The sequence below is a fragment of the Prauserella rugosa genome (assembly GCF_000719975.1).
GTDB lineage: Bacteria > Actinomycetota > Actinomycetes > Mycobacteriales > Pseudonocardiaceae > Prauserella > Prauserella rugosa.
In genome coordinates, this window is the sequence record NZ_JOIJ01000001.1 from 22,174 (window position 1) to 36,025 (window position 13,852).

At 70.3% G+C, this 13,852-nt stretch carries 14 protein-coding genes; 8 read left to right on the plus strand and 6 right to left on the minus strand.

The window, feature by feature from the left end:
* Positions 1 to 272: 272 nt before the first annotated feature.
* The 4 genes from IF64_RS0100115 to IF64_RS0100130 all read right to left on the minus strand — a co-directional run bounded on the left by IF64_RS0100115 (position 273) and on the right by IF64_RS0100130 (position 4,368).
* A complete protein-coding gene (locus IF64_RS0100115; RefSeq protein WP_030529884.1) occupies positions 273 to 1,022 on the minus strand; it encodes a phosphoglyceromutase in 750 nt (249 codons plus the stop codon).
* Positions 1,023 to 1,700: 678 nt separating this feature from the next.
* Entirely contained in the window at positions 1,701 to 2,237 is a 537-nt protein-coding gene (locus tag IF64_RS0100120) for a type III secretion system chaperone family protein (protein ID WP_030529885.1), read from the minus strand.
* A complete protein-coding gene (gene mshA / locus IF64_RS0100125; RefSeq protein ID WP_030529886.1) occupies positions 2,234 to 3,532 on the minus strand; it encodes a D-inositol-3-phosphate glycosyltransferase in 1,299 nt (432 codons plus the stop codon). The genes IF64_RS0100120 and mshA overlap by 4 nt, the downstream gene beginning before the upstream one ends.
* The gene (locus tag IF64_RS0100130) at positions 3,529 to 4,368 is read right to left on the minus strand and encodes an alpha/beta fold hydrolase (protein WP_030529887.1); all 840 of its coding nucleotides are present in this window, start codon (positions 4,366 to 4,368) and stop codon (positions 3,529 to 3,531) included. The genes mshA and IF64_RS0100130 overlap by 4 nt, the downstream gene beginning before the upstream one ends.
* A gap of 334 nt (positions 4,369 to 4,702) precedes the next feature.
* Between IF64_RS0100130 and IF64_RS0100135 the strand changes: the two genes are divergently transcribed.
* Positions 4,703 to 5,686 (plus strand): TerC/Alx family metal homeostasis membrane protein, encoded by a 984-nt coding sequence (locus IF64_RS0100135; RefSeq protein WP_030529888.1) that lies wholly within the window; start codon positions 4,703 to 4,705, stop codon positions 5,684 to 5,686.
* Between the two features lie 252 nt (positions 5,687 to 5,938).
* Here the strand turns inward: IF64_RS0100135 and IF64_RS0100145 are convergent, their stop codons facing one another.
* Positions 5,939 to 7,114 carry a L,D-transpeptidase gene (locus tag IF64_RS0100145; RefSeq protein ID WP_030529889.1) on the minus strand — a complete coding sequence of 392 codons (1,176 nt, stop codon included), beginning with the start codon at positions 7,112 to 7,114 and terminating at the stop codon, positions 5,939 to 5,941.
* 114 nt (positions 7,115 to 7,228) lie between these two features.
* On the opposite strand from IF64_RS0100145, the gene IF64_RS0100150 reads away from it, so the two are divergent.
* Positions 7,229 to 7,960 (plus strand): SDR family oxidoreductase, encoded by a 732-nt coding sequence (locus tag IF64_RS0100150; RefSeq protein ID WP_030529890.1) that lies wholly within the window; start codon positions 7,229 to 7,231, stop codon positions 7,958 to 7,960.
* A 106-nt stretch (positions 7,961 to 8,066) separates the two neighbouring features.
* On the opposite strand, the gene IF64_RS0100155 is transcribed toward IF64_RS0100150, so the two are convergent.
* Positions 8,067 to 9,116, minus strand: coding sequence for a UDP-N-acetylmuramate dehydrogenase (locus IF64_RS0100155; protein ID WP_030529891.1), 1,050 nt, complete (start codon positions 9,114 to 9,116; stop codon positions 8,067 to 8,069).
* Positions 9,117 to 9,141: 25 nt separating this feature from the next.
* Between IF64_RS0100155 and IF64_RS0100160 the strand changes: the two genes are divergently transcribed.
* The 6 genes from IF64_RS0100160 (at position 9,142) to IF64_RS0100185 (ending at position 13,831) form a co-directional block, all read left to right on the plus strand.
* Positions 9,142 to 9,627, plus strand: a complete 486-nt coding sequence (locus IF64_RS0100160) for a DUF2505 domain-containing protein (protein ID WP_030529892.1) — start codon at positions 9,142 to 9,144, stop codon at positions 9,625 to 9,627.
* The gene (locus IF64_RS0100165) at positions 9,609 to 10,415 is read left to right on the plus strand and encodes a hypothetical protein (protein WP_030529893.1); all 807 of its coding nucleotides are present in this window, start codon (positions 9,609 to 9,611) and stop codon (positions 10,413 to 10,415) included. The genes IF64_RS0100160 and IF64_RS0100165 overlap by 19 nt, the downstream gene beginning before the upstream one ends.
* Before the next feature lie 322 nt (positions 10,416 to 10,737).
* On the plus strand, positions 10,738 to 11,670 hold the full coding sequence (locus tag IF64_RS25830) for a GNAT family N-acetyltransferase (protein WP_051757334.1): 933 nt from the start codon (positions 10,738 to 10,740) through the stop codon (positions 11,668 to 11,670).
* Positions 11,671 to 11,753: 83 nt separating this feature from the next.
* Positions 11,754 to 12,494, plus strand: coding sequence for a lysophospholipid acyltransferase family protein (locus tag IF64_RS0100175; protein ID WP_048808700.1), 741 nt, complete (start codon positions 11,754 to 11,756; stop codon positions 12,492 to 12,494).
* Positions 12,487 to 13,242 carry a DedA family protein gene (locus tag IF64_RS25835; RefSeq protein ID WP_051757335.1) on the plus strand — a complete coding sequence of 252 codons (756 nt, stop codon included), beginning with the start codon at positions 12,487 to 12,489 and terminating at the stop codon, positions 13,240 to 13,242. The genes IF64_RS0100175 and IF64_RS25835 overlap by 8 nt, the downstream gene beginning before the upstream one ends.
* Positions 13,178 to 13,831, plus strand: a complete 654-nt coding sequence (locus IF64_RS0100185; protein ID WP_345968957.1) for a maleylpyruvate isomerase family mycothiol-dependent enzyme — start codon at positions 13,178 to 13,180, stop codon at positions 13,829 to 13,831. The genes IF64_RS25835 and IF64_RS0100185 overlap by 65 nt, the downstream gene beginning before the upstream one ends.
* Positions 13,832 to 13,852 lie beyond the last annotated feature (21 nt).

The window sequence follows — 13,852 nt, forward strand, 5'->3', positions numbered from 1 at the left end:
CACCCGGGAGGGGCGTTGTCCTAGGCTTGGCGGCCGTCCCGTGACCGGCCTGACACTCCTGGGCCACGTGTTCGCTACCAGGCAAGATCCAGTTCACCTGGAGTACGCCCAAGCCCCCGTGAGACATCGCCCGAACGAGTTGCCGGAACCCACCGATCGTCGGACGAGCGAGCCAGAGCACCGCGTGGGAATCCGGGGCGTCCGCCAGGGCAAACACGCGCGGGCCCGCACTCGAGTCGAGTGCGGGCCCGCGGAGTTTCGGGAATGCCGGGTCAGCGACCCTGGTTGGCGACCGCGGCCGCGGCCTTCTCCGCCGTCTCCGGGTCCAGGTAGGTGCCGCCCGGGTTGGTGGGCTTGAGGTCGGCGTCGAGGTCGTAGCGCAGCGGGATGCCCGTCGGGATGTTCAGACCGGCGATGTCGGCCTCGGAGATCCCGTCCAGGTGCTTGACCAGCGCACGCAACGAGTTGCCGTGCGCGGCCACCAGCACGGTCCGGCCCGCGCGCAGATCCGGGACGATGGACTGCTCCCAGTACGGCAGCAGCCGCTCGACCACGTCCTTCAGGCATTCGGTCAGCGGCAGCTCACCGTCGATGCCCTGGTAGCGCGCGTCGGCGTCCTGGCTGAACTCGCTGCCGGGCTCGATCTCCGGCGGCGGCGTGTCGTACGAGCGACGCCACAGCATGAACTGTTCCTCGCCGAACTCGTCGGCGATCTCCTTCTTGTTCTTTCCCTGCAGCGCGCCGTAGTGACGCTCGTTGAGCCGCCAGCTGCGCCGCACGTCGATCCAGTGCCGGTCGGCGGCGTCGAGCGCGATGTTGGCCGTCGAGATGGCCCTGCGCAGCAACGACGTGTGCACCACGTCCGGCAGCAGGCCGGCCTCGGCGAGCAGCTCGCCGCCGCGCCGTGCCTCCTGTTCCCCCTGGTCCGAGAGCGCGACGTCGACCCAGCCGGTGAACAGGTTTTCCGCGTTCCATGTGCTCTGCCCGTGTCGCAGCAGCACGAGAGTCCCAAGTTCGGCCATAGTACTCAGCCTGCCAGAGGAGACCGGATCGACTGGCGCGACCTCCGCCACTGCGCTACCTCGCGTTCGCGCGCTCGCGCGCGCTCTACACAGAGTGTCGCCAACGCAGAGTGAAAACGCCCCTAACTCTCGATCGGGGCGTACACCTTCGTGTCAATAACGTTAACAAGACCGCAGTGTGTTCAACGCAGCCACTAAATTCACTCGAATAGAGTAGCGAGTAGTCTTGTGATTACAGTGCCGAGTCTGACAAGTTGACACTGAACCCGCGCGGCCCGGAAACCACGCACTCCCCGGGCCGACCCACGCGGGAACAGATCGCAGCTCGTCTCCCCCCTGCCGAGCTGCGACCCGCCGGCCCCGTTGGCATCCCCCTCGTCACCGGGTCCACACGGGCGGGAAGGTCCACGGGGCGGCTCGAGTTCGCGACTCCCCCCTCCCTCGAGCCGCCCCGTCGACCGCTTGGGAGCAGTGTGCTCACCGAACACGCTCGCCTCTCGCGGTCTCCTCGCTGAGCCCAGGGGGCCGAGCCCCCTGCAACCCCCACGGCGCGAGCTCCTCACCCCCGGCACCGGGCACGATCCCGTACCCACCAGCACCGCTTACCGCTCGCTTCGCTCAAGGTCTGCACCAGGGGCGGCGACATCACGGTCGGCACCCCGGCGGCGAAAAGAGCGGCTAGTCGTCCGTCAGAGCGCCCGGCTCGTGGTCGCCACTCGGCTCCACCAGATGCTTGAACGCCTGCAGGTTCGCCAGCGACTCGCCGCGGCTGACCCGCCAGTCCCACTCCCTGCGGATCGAACTCGCGAACCCCAACTCCAACAACGTGTTGAAATCCCCGTCGGCCGTCTCCAGCACCTGCCCGAGCAGCTTGTCGATCTCCTCGGCCGACACCGTGCCCAACCCGAACCGGCCCACCAGATAGATGTCGCCCGCAGAGTCCAACGTGTACGCCACGCCGTAGAGCTTCGCGTTCCGCCGCAGCAGGAACCGGTAGACGTCCTCGTGCGCCTCGTCCGGCCGCCTGCACACGAACGCCTCCACGGCCAGCGAATGCTCCCGCACCACCAACCACGCGTTCGTCTGCAACTTCTTCGTCCCGGGCAGGGTCACGAAGTAGACACCCGCACCGCGCCGGTCGTACGGCACCTCCGCAGCGTCCAGCGCCGCGCGCACCGTCTCATCCGCGCGGGCCACGGCATCCGACGAACTCACACCGCCACCTCCAACGCCGCGCGGCGGAACGCGCCGCGCGCATCGGCATAGCTTCCCAGCAACGCGTCCGTCGTGCGCTGCCACGAGAACCGGCGCGCATGCCGCACCGCACCGTCAGCCAACTCACCGCGGCGCCGCAACGCCGCCTCCGCCAACGCCTCGGCCCACTCCGGCGCGCGGTGCGACCCGACCAGCAGACCCGACACGCCGTGGTCGACCGCCACCGGCAGGCCGCCGACCGACGCCGCCACCACCGGGGTGCCGCACGCCTGCGCCTCCAACGCCACCAGGCCGAACGACTCGTTGTGGCTCGGCACCGCCACCACGTCCGCCGCGCGGTACACCGTCACCAGGCCGTCGCCCGCCTGCGGTGGAAGGAACCGCGTCAGATCGTCGATACCCAGCGACACCGCCAGCGCCTTCAACGACTCCGGCTGGTCGAGACCGCTTCCCGACGGCCCACCCGCGACCAGGACGACGAGCCTGCTGCGCAGTTCCGGCCTGGTTCGCACCAGTTCCGCCGCGGCACGCAACAACACGTCCGGCGCCTTCAACGGCTGGATACGGCCCGCGAACGCCAGCACCACCGCGTCGCGCGACAGGCCGAGCCGGTCACGGGCCTCATCCTGCGAACCGGGGCGGAAACGCTCGAGGTCCACACCCGGTGACACGGTCCGCACCGCGCGCGGATCGGCGCCGTACAGCTCGACCAGCTGGTCCGCCTCGACGCCGGTGTTGACGATCAGCTGGTCCGCCTCGTCGACCACCTGCTGTTCACCGATCACGCGGGTACGCGGCTCGGGGGTGTCGCCCTCGGCGAGCGCGGCGTTCTTCACCTTCGCGAGCGTGTGCGCCGTGTGCACCAGCGGCACGCCCCAACGGTTCCGCGCCAGCCAGCCCACCTGGCCCGAGAGCCAGTAGTGCGAGTGGATCAGGTCGTAGTACCCCGGTTCGTGGAACGCCTCGGTCCGCAGCACGCCGTTGGTGAACGCACACAGCTGGGCGGGCAGCTCCGAACGCGACAGCGGTTCGAACGGGCCTGCGGGAACGTGACGCACCAGCACACCGGGCGCCAGTTCGACCACCGGAGGCTGATCCGAGGCGGTCGCGCGGGTGAACACCTCCACCTCGACGCCGCGTCTGGCCATCTCCTGGGCCGTCTGCGCGATGTAGACGTTCATCCCGCCCGCGTCACCGGTGCCCGGTTGTTCCAACGGTGAGGTGTGTACGGACAGCACCGCCACCCGGCGCGGCTGCTGCGTCACTGCGGCCGGCCGGTACCAGGAGATCGTCACCGGTTCACCTTTCTGTACGCGTCGCGGGTGAAGGCCGCCAGCTCCTCGTCGAAGGTTCGGACTTCCTCTGCGAAAGGAAGATGGCCCACCCCAGGCAACCAACGCGTGCGGGCCCCCGGAATCTTCCCTGCCACGTACTCGGCTGCCGTGATGTCGACAACGGCGTCCCGTTCGCCGTGGACGACGAGCGTGGGCACGTCGATGCCGCCGAGGACGCCGGCCGAGGACACCGTCCTGCGGAACAGCCCTGCACGGACGTGGGCGGGCACGGCGAGGATGTCGTCAACGAACGCCTCACCGCCGGAGCCCACCGTCATGCCGCCGCACAGCCTGCGGACCGCGGGCCGGGCGACCTCGTCGTCGGCGGAGAGCGCATCGGGCAGGGCGTTGCGCATCGCCGGGCCGACGACACCACCCGGTTGGTCGCGGCCCAGTTCGGTGATGGCCCCGGCGTAGACGATGCCTGCGAGGTTCGCGGTGCCGTGGACCCGCACGTAGTCGGTGACCACGAGGCCGCCGTACGACCAGCCGACGACGACCGCCGGAGCGCCTGCCAGCTCGAGCACGGCGGCGAGGTCGTCGGCCCACACGCGGGAGTCGCCGTACGCGTCCGCGCCGGGCACGTCGGAACGACCGTGGCCGCGCAGGTCCATCGCGACGAGGCGGAAGTGCTCGGCCAGTCGCGGATCGGACAGCTGCAGCTCCCATGCGTCAGCCGACTGCGCCCAGCCGTGGACGAACACGATCACCGGCGCCGGGCTCGCCGGCTCCCCGTGCACGCCTTCCACGCGTACGCCGATCCGGACCCCGTCTGCACCTCTGACCTCGGTTCGCACCCCGGCAGTCTCTCACTCCGGCGGAGCGGGGCCGATGGCCTCCGACGGCGAGCGACTGGGGCCGCGTCGCCTGCACCGCCGGGCTACGAACCCCCACCGACAATTCCGGCGAATCCACCCCTGACCAGGCGTAACGCCCAGGACGTGACGAGATTCGCTCCCCGTTCACCCGACCCGGGCTGGCGCACGCGCGCGGAGTGTCGGACACTTGCTGTTCGAGGGGAGTACTTCCGCCCTGGGCCTTGCCGGTCAGTACGAACGCACCGATCGCGTTCTCGGCAGGCCGCCCGGCCGAGCCGGGTGAAGGAGACCTCGAACGTTTCGACATGCGTTCGTGGAGGTCTTTGTGGGTTCGCCCGGCCTGTGGGCCATCAGCATCGCCGTGCTCGTCGGCTTGCTCGTCGGCGACTTCGTCATCACCCGTAAGCCGCACGAGGTCTCCATGAAGGAGGCCGTCGGGTGGTCGGTGTTCTACCTGGCGTTGCCGTTCGTGTTCGCCGTCTACGTGTGGCTCGCGTTCAGCGGCGCGGAGGCCACCGAGTTCGTCACCGGCTTCGTCGTCGAGAAGTCGCTGTCGGTGGACAACCTGTTCGTCTTCATGCTCATCCTCACCGGCTTCGCCGTGCCGGCCGCGGTGCAGCAGCGCGTGCTGCTCTACGGCATCGTCGGCGCGCTGGTGCTGCGCGGCATCTTCATCGCGCTCGGTGCGGCCATGCTCAAGGCGGGCACGTGGGCGTTCCTGGTGTTCGGCCTGATCCTGTTCGTCTCGGCGGTGAAGATCCTGCTCGAGGCACTGAAGGGCCACCAGGACGAGAAGGACCCCTCCGAGATGCGCTCGGTGAAGCTGATGCGCCGCATCATGCCGGTCACCGACGACTACCGCGGCACGAAGATGACCGTTCGCGAGGCGGGCAAGCGTGCGCTGACGCCGCTGGCGATCGTCGTGGTCGCCGTGTTCGCCACCGACATCGTGTTCGCCGTCGACTCGGTGCCCGCCGTGTACGGCATCACCGAGGACCCGTACCTGGTGTTCGCGACCAACGCGTTCGCGCTGCTGGGCCTGCGGGCGCTGTACTTCGTGCTCCAGGCGGTGCTGGCCAAGCTGGTGTACCTCAACCACGGCCTCGCGCTCATCCTGGCGTTCATCGGCGTGAAGCTGGTGCTGCACTGGGCGCACACCGTGTGGCCCGCGGTGCCGACCGTGCCCACGCCGGTGTCGCTGCTGACGATCGTCGTCGTGCTGACCGTGGTGACGGTCCTGAGCCTCCGGGTCTCGCGCCGCAGGGAAGAGCAGGAAGCAGCCCGCTCCCAGGCGTAGACTGAGGTGGTCAGGCCCTCAGCGCCGAGGAGTCGACCATGTTTCTCGAGATCCTGATCATCGCGATCGTCGTGCTCGCGGCCATCATCACCGCGGGGTCGCTCATCGAGGTCCGCGACAAGGACAACCACCACGTCGGGCACAAGGACTGACCGGCGGCCCCCTCTACACGAACCGGCCCCGGTGGGCGCTCCCGCAGCGCCCACCGGGGCCGTGCTGTCCGTGGCGGCCTGCGCCTGACCACCGGACCGGTCACAGGGCCGACTTGGACTTCCACGTCTCCCAGTCGAGCAGCCAGTCCATGACGTCCGACGTGGTCGGGAAGTCCGCCTTGGAACCGGTGACCTCCACCGGATCGCCCAGCATGGCCGAGTCGAAGTAGGCCTTCGCGTCGGCGGCGAACAGGTTGACACAGCCGTGCGAGGTGTTCGCCTTGCCGATGTTGGCGGCGTTCTCCTCGTTCTCGTGGATGTACTCGCCGTGGTTGGAGATGCGGCAGCACCACGTCTTCTTGACGTCGGTGTAGCCGTACTGCTCGTTGTCGAAGATCGACGTCGGCTCCTTGGTCATGACGATGACCGTGCCGTTCGGCGTGTTCAGGTTCGGATCGGCGTCCTCACCGTTGCTGCACGGATAGTTGGCGACTTCCTTGCCGTCGCGGTAGACGCGCATCCGGTGCTCGGGCGTGTGCACCTTGACGACCTGGTTACGGCCGATCCGGAACGAGGTCGACACGTCGGCCTTGCCGTACGCCCCGCCGCCGTAGTTCACGCCGTAGAGCTTCGCGGTGACCGTGACCTCGGTGTGCGCGGGCCAGTACTCGCGGGGGCGCCAGTCGACCTGCTGGTCGTTCAGCCACGCCCACGCGCCCTCGACCTCCGTCGACGTCTCCACCGACAGCGCGCGCTGTGCGGCGGCACGGTCGCTCACCGGGGCCTCGAACTTGACGGTGATCGGCTGGCCGACGCCCACCTCGGCGTCGTCGCCCGGGTACAGCGTGGCGCGGACCACCGACGCGGGCTGGACCGTGCCGAAGGTGCCGTCGAAGGAGGTCTTCTTGCCGTCGGAGCCGGTCGCCGACGCGGCGTAGGTGTACTTGCGGCCGTAGCCGAGGGGTTCGCCGCTGACCCATTCGGTCTTGTCCTCGTTCAGCGACCCCTCGACGGTCTTGCCGTCCTCGTTGGTGACCTTGACGTCGTCGAACGTGCCCTCGGCGACCGTCAGTTTCACGGGCGAGGTGACGTCGACGTCGGTCGCGTCGGGCTTCGGGTCGGCCGTGATCGAGGCGACCGGACGAGACTCCTGGCCGCCGCCGTCCCCGCCGCTGCCGCCCGCACCGTCGGCGGCGTCGTCACCGGAACACGCGGCCAGCACACCCGCGGGCGCCGCGATGGCAGCCGCCTTCAGAAGACTACGGCGCTCGACCATCCGTGCGATTCCCCCGCCAAGCCGGACGTTATGCCGGAAATTCACGTGTTCGTACCTCCCTGACCCCACCGGATCCCCCGTCAGCACTCCAACATTACCTGGCAACATGCGGGCATGAGCATGAGAACCGCAGTCATCACAGGCGCCAGCGCCGGAATCGGCGCAGCCACCGCCAGGTCGCTCGCCCAGGCCGGATTCCACGTCGTTCTCGGTGCCCGCAGGCTCGATCGGATCGAGGCACTCGCCGAGGAGACGTCCGGCACCGCCCTTTCTCTTGACGTCACGGACGCCGATTCCGTTGCCTCCTTCACCGACCGGATCTCCGAGTGCCACGTGCTCGTGAACAACGCCGGCGGTGCGAAAGGCCTGGAACGCGTCGACGCCGCCGACGAAGAGCACTGGCGGTGGATGTGGGAGACCAACGTCCTCGGCACGATGCGGGTCACGAAGGCGTTGCTGCCGAAGCTGGTCGCCTCGGGGGACGGCCACGTCATCACGGTGACGTCGATCGCAGGACACGAGGTGTACGACGGCGGTTCGGGCTACACGTCGGCCAAGCACGCGCAGTCGGCGCTGCACCGCACGCTGCGCTCGGAGCACCTGGGCGACCCGGTTCGCATCACCGAGATCGTGCCCGGCGCGGTCGAGACCGAGTTCTCGGTCAACCGGTTCGACGGCGACACCGACCGGGCGGCGAAGGTCTACCAGGGCTACGAGCCGCTGACCGCCGACGACGTCGCCGACGTGATCACCTTCGCCGCGACCCGGCCGTCGCACGTGAACCTCGACCAGATCGTCATGAAGCCACGCGCCCAGCTCAACGGCAGCCGCTTCCACCGCGAGTAGCCGGTGGGGCGGGTGTCGCGTCGGGTGCCACCACGGTGACCTCGATGGCACCCGACGCGGCACCCGCCACCGTCGCGGCCTCGCGGTTTCACGACTTGGCCGGGGGTCAGAGGCGGCAGCCGATGAGCAGCGGCTCGGGCCGCAGCTGCACGCCGAACACCTCGCGTACGCCACCCGCGACCTCACGGGCCAGCTCGAGCAGGTCCTCCGTGCTGGCGCCTCCCCGGTTGGTGAGCGCGAGCGTGTGCTTGGTCGACAGCGACACCCTGCCGCCCGGCCCCTGATGTCCCTTGCCGAATCCGGCACGTTCGATCAGCCACGCGGCCGAGAGCTTCACACCGCCGTCTGCCGGGTACTGCGGCACCGCGACGTCGGCACCCACGACGTCGCCGATCCGCGCGAGCACGTCGCCGACCTGCTCGTCCGGCACGATCGGATTCGTGAAGAACGAGCCCGCGCTCCACGTGTCGTGGTCGGCGGCGTCGAGCACCATGCCCTTGCGCCTGCGCAGTTGCAGCACCGCGTCGCGCGCCTGCGCTGCGGGCACCCGCTCTCCGACCTCCACCCCGAGTGCACGCGCCAGTTCGGCGTAACGGATGGGTGCCGACAGTCCGTCCTCGTTGAGGCTGAACCGCACCGACAGCACGACGCCCTGGTCGGTGCCCTTGAGCACGCTCGTGCGGTAGGCGAAGCCGAGCTCGTCGGCCGGGATGGTGCGGATCTGCCCCGTCCCACGGTCGTACAGCTCCACCGAGTGCAGCACCTCGCTGATCTCACAGCCGTAGGCACCGACGTTCTGGATCGGGGTCGCGCCCGCCGAGCCGGGGATGCCGGACAGGCATTCGAGCCCGCCCAGCCCTTCGGCGACGGTCGCGGCGACGTAGGCGTCCCAGTCCTGGCCCGCCGACACCGTGGAGCCGTCCCAGCCGGTGTTGGCGATGCGGACCACCACCCCGTCGAACCCGGCGTCGGCGACGACGAGGTTCGACCCGCCGCCGAGCAGCAGCACCGGCTCGCCTGCCGCGTCGAGTTCGCCGACGGTCTCGGCCAGCTCGGCAGCCGTCCGCGCCTCGACGAAGCGGCGCGCGGGACCGCCGAGCCGCAGCGTGGTGTACGCGCGCAGGTCGTGGGAGGTGGGCGTTTCGACAGTGCTCACAACCCGCAACGGTACTGTCCTGCACATGGCTTCCCGTATCGAGCACCGGGCGACGTTCCCCGCCTCCGTGGCCGACGTCGTCGCCGCCCAGTCCGACGATGCCGCGTTGCGGGCGCGGCTGGCCGAGATCGGCGGCCCGAACGCCGCACTGGAATCCCACGAGGTGGACGGCGACCAGGTCCGGTACACGCTCGTGCAGGGCGTCCCTGCCGACAAGTTGCCCTCGGTGGCCCAGAAGTTCGTCTCGGGCGACCTGGTGGTGCGCAGGGAGCACACGTTCTCCGGAGGGACCGGCAGCATCCGCGCGCAGGTCGACGGCGTTCCGGGGCAGATCACCGGCACCGTGTCGATCGAGGAGGACGGCGACGGCGCCCGACAGGTGACCCGCGGCGAGGTGACGGTGCGGATCCCGCTGGTGGGCGGCAAGCTCGAGGGGCTGATCGCCGAGCAGGTCACGACACTGCTCGAGCGGGAGGCCGAGTTCACGACGTCGTGGCTCGCGCGCCGCTGAACCCGGCCAAGCCGGTCGGTTCGCCCACGCGCGGCACCACGAATCCGAACCGGCTGCGGCGGATCGACCGCTGGATGGTCGCCGATCTCGCCGTGCGCAGGGCGTTGCGTTCGGAGTCCTCACCGTTGGTCGTCGACCTCGGATACGGCGCGTCCCCCGTGACGACCGTCGAGCTGGCCACGCGCCTGCGCGCGACATGCGCCGACGTCCGCGTGCTGGGACTGGAACTGGATCCGGAGCGCGTCGCCGCGGGCGCGGCCGTGGCTGCACCGCCGGTGCTGGAGTTCCGGCGCGGCGGTTTCGAGCTCGCCGGGACGCGCCCGGCGGTGGTGCGCGCGTTCAACGTGCTGCGCCAGTACGCCGAGGCGGACGTCGAACCATCGTGGCTCTCGATGCTCGAGCGCATCACTCCCGGCGGCCTGCTGGTGGAGGGCACGTGCGACGAGATCGGACGGATCTGTTCCTGGGCGACGGTGTCCCACGACGGCCCGGTTTCGCTGACCCTCTCGTGTCGTCCGTCCACACTGGACCGTCCGTCCACTGTGGCCGAACGGCTGCCGAAGGCGTTGATCCACCGCAACGTTCCGGGCGAACGGATCCACGCCCTGTTGTCGCGGATGGACGCGTGCTGGGCGACGGCGGCGCCGTTCTCGGCCTACGGCCCGCGGGCGCGGTGGACGGAGACGGTGCGACTGCTGGCGGCGTCCGGTTGGCCGGTGCTGGGCCGCCCCGCCCGTTGGCGACTCGGCGAGCTGACGGTCCCCTGGAGCTCAGTAGCCCCAACCTGACCCGTGTTGCGTCCCCAGGTGCGCGTGTTGCGCCTTCGGGGAGCCGTGTTGCGTCCCCAGGTGCCCGTGTTGCGCCTCCGGGTGCGCGTGTTGCGCCCTCAGGTGCGCGTGTTGCGTCCCCAGGTGCGCGTGTTGCGTTCCTCGGGAGTCGACCGTAGGGACCGGGCTCTCGGAAGAGGTGACGAGCGATGGTGGGGCTAGCCCCACCTGTGGGGTCGGGGACCGCCCCGAGTTGTCCCTGATATCGCACGTCACGCCTGGTCAGCGCCACGCCGGCGGTGCTTTTCTCCACCTCGTACCCCTCTGAGGAACGGAGACCGCCATGCCCGTGTTGTCGACCGCAGCGACGCGGACCTACACGGCCCGCATCGCCGACACCCGCGACGAGATCCACGCCGCGCAACGACTCCGCACCGCCGTCTTCCGTGACGAGCTGGGCGCCGACCTCACCCACCATGCCGACACGCCCAACGTCCCGAAGCCGCAACACAACGTCCCGACGACGCAACACGCGACCCCGAACCCGCAACACGGGCCCCTGGAAGCACAACACGGGCCCCCAGAAGCGCAACACGGGACCCCAGAGGCGCAACACGGCACACCGGCCGCTCCACTCGACACGTCTCCACTCGACACCTCTCCACTCGACGGCGCGCCGCTCGACACCGACCGGTTCGACGACGTGTGCGATCACCTCGTCGTGACCCACGAACCGAGCGGTGCGGTCGTCGGCACGTATCGGATCCTGCCGCCGCACCGCTCCGACGTCGCCTACTCCGCGGGCGAGTTCGACCTCGCCAACCTCGCGCCCCTCGCCGGCGACCTCGTCGAGGCGGGACGGTCGTGTGTGGACCCGGCGCACCGCAACGGGTCGGTCATCACGCTCATGTGGTCGGCGCTCGCGCGGTACACGCTGCTGTCCGGACATCGATACCTGGGCGGTTGCGCGTCGGTGCGGCTCGCCGACGGTGGTCACGCCGCGGCCACGGCGTGGCACCTGGCCTCGACCCGGCACGCCTCGCCCGCCGAGTACCGGGTCCGCCCGCATCGGCCCTGGCTGCCGATCGGGCGCGTGGAGCACCCGCGCTACACCGACCTACCCCCGCTGCTGCGCGGATACCTCCGCCTCAGCGCCTGGGTGTGCGGACCGCCCGCCCACGACCCGGCGTTCGACGTCGCCGACTTCTACGTGCTGCTGCCACTGGACCGCGTCGACGAGCGCTACCTGCGCTATCTGCTCGGAGACGACCGGTGAGTGCCGAGGGCAACCATCCGTGGCGGGCGAGTTCACCGTGCACTCCCCGTTGCGTCACGCACCGGTTGCCGGCGGTGCCGACCATGGAGACCGTGCGGCGAACCGCGGCGCTCGCGAAGGCTCTGACCAACGAACCGGCGACCACCAACGAACCGGCCGGCACCGACCACGCCCGCCTGCGCGCGAAGGCGCAGGCGGTACTCGGCGCACTCGGCATCACCCTCGACCACCGCAGGCACGACACCGGCAGCCTCGAGCACAGCCGACCGGGGAACGCCCACGGCACCGGGACGCTGGTCGTGGCCAACCACGTCTCGTGGCTCGACATCGTGGCGCTGCTCGCGGTCGAACCCGTGACGTTCCTGGCCAAACGCGAGGTCGCCGGGTGGCCGTTCGTCGGCCCGTGGGCCAGGCGCGCCGGAACGCTGCTGCTCGACCGTTGGTCGCTGCGTGGGCTTCCCGGCGCCGTCGACGCGGTCGCCGCCCGGCTGCGTGCGGGCGAGTCGGTGGCGGCCTTCCCCGAGGCGACGACGTGGTGCGGCCGGCCGGGAGGACGGTTCCGGCGGGCGGTGTTCCAGGCCGCCGTCGACGCGGGCGCGCCGGTCCGCCCGGTCACGCTCACCTACCTGCAACGGGGTGAACCGTCCACGGTGGCCGCGTTCGTCGGCGACGACGGCCTGGCTGCCTCGCTGGGCCGGGTGCTGCGGGCCCGCGAGCTCACCGTGCGGGTCGACACCCACGCCCCGCTGCCGCCGACGGCCGATCGGCGCACCCTCGCCCTTCACGCCGAACGGGCCGTCCACGGCGAGGCCGCGCATGTTTGACGTCCTGCACGACATCACCGCCGTGCTGCAGAGCCACCTCGACGAACCGTGGTTGTGGCTGCTGGTGTTCGCGGTGGCGGGCCTGGACGCGTTGCTGCCGTTCATGCCGAGCGAGACGACCGTGATCACGATGGCGGTGCTGCTCGGGCACGGTGACATCGGCGGGCTCGTGCTGCTCACCGTCGTGGGCGCGGTCGGAGCCTGGGCGGGCGACTGCGGCGGCCACTGGCTGGGGCGGACGTTCGGACCGCGGGGCATCGCACGGATGCTGCGGCACGAACGCGGCAGACGGAACTTCGCGTGGGCCTCGGACAAGCTCCACCGGCACGCCGTGGTGCTGATCATCGCGGGGCGTTACGTGCCGGGTGGCCGCGTCGCCTCGGCGCTGGCGACCGGCAGCCTGCGGTACCCGTTCGGCAGGTTCGCGCTGCTGGACATCGTCGGCACCACGGTGTGGTCGGTGTACTCGGTGCTCATCGGCGTGCTGGGGGCGGCGAGTTTCGCAGGCGACCCGGTCGCGGGACTGCTCGTGGCGTTCACGCTGGGTCTGGTGCTGATGGCTTCCATCGAGATCGGCAGGCGGATAGCGTCGCGCCATGCACGACGACACCAACGGGACCCTGACCTACCCGGAGCATCTGACGGCGTTCGACGAACACACGGAGGCACTGAGGAAGGCGGCGCTGACGGCGGGCCCGGAGGCGACGGTGCCCACGTGTCCGAACTGGACAGTCGGACGTCTCGTTAGGCATCTCGCCGCGGTGCATTCCTGGGTACTGGCGTGCATCGCCGACCCGCACGGCACCGAGACACGCGGCGAACGCGCGCCGAAGGAGTGGGACGAGCTGCTGCCGTGGTGGGACGAGCGGAGGAAGGAGCTGCGCGCGGCGTTCGACCGTGGCGCGGACACGCCCGCACAGGTGCCGTTCGGCTTCTACGAGGCGAATCTCGGCTCCTGGGCGCGGCGGCAGGCCCACGAGGCGGCGATCCACCGGATCGACGTCGAACTGGCCGCGGGTGCTGAACCGACGACGTTCGACACCGCGTTCGCCACCGACGGCGCCGACGAGGCACTGTCGATGATCCTCCACCGGCGCACGGCCGACTGGTCGGCGGTCGAGGCCGCGGGAACCGTTCTCGTGCACGCCGAGGACGCGCGCACGTTGTGGTCGTTGACGCTCACGCCGGGCGAGCGGCCCACGCTGGGTGGCCCCGCCGAGCCCGACGTGACGCTCAGCGGCGACGCCGACGCGGTGTACAAGCGGCTCTGGCGCAGGCCGGCGAACGTGTCGATCACCGGCGAGCAGACGTTGCTCGACGTGCTGGAGACCCCCTGACCAGCGCCGACGTCGACGGGC

What these genes read in the sequence shown, in the direction of transcription:
- IF64_RS0100115 (WP_030529884.1), bottom strand. Translation starts at nt 1,022, where the DNA reads ATGGCCGAACTTGGGACTCTCGTGCTGCTGCGACACGGGCAGAGCACA.
- IF64_RS0100145 (WP_030529889.1), bottom strand. Translation starts at nt 7,114, where the DNA reads ATGGTCGAGCGCCGTAGTCTTCTGAAGGCGGCTGCCATCGCGGCGCCC.
- IF64_RS0100150 (WP_030529890.1), top strand. Translation starts at nt 7,229, where the DNA reads ATGAGCATGAGAACCGCAGTCATCACAGGCGCCAGCGCCGGAATCGGC.
- IF64_RS0100160 (WP_030529892.1), top strand. Translation starts at nt 9,142, where the DNA reads ATGGCTTCCCGTATCGAGCACCGGGCGACGTTCCCCGCCTCCGTGGCC.
- IF64_RS25830 (WP_051757334.1), top strand. Translation starts at nt 10,738, where the DNA reads ATGCCCGTGTTGTCGACCGCAGCGACGCGGACCTACACGGCCCGCATC.
- IF64_RS0100175 (WP_048808700.1), top strand. Translation starts at nt 11,754, where the DNA reads ATGGAGACCGTGCGGCGAACCGCGGCGCTCGCGAAGGCTCTGACCAAC.
- IF64_RS25835 (WP_051757335.1), top strand. Translation starts at nt 12,487, where the DNA reads ATGTTTGACGTCCTGCACGACATCACCGCCGTGCTGCAGAGCCACCTC.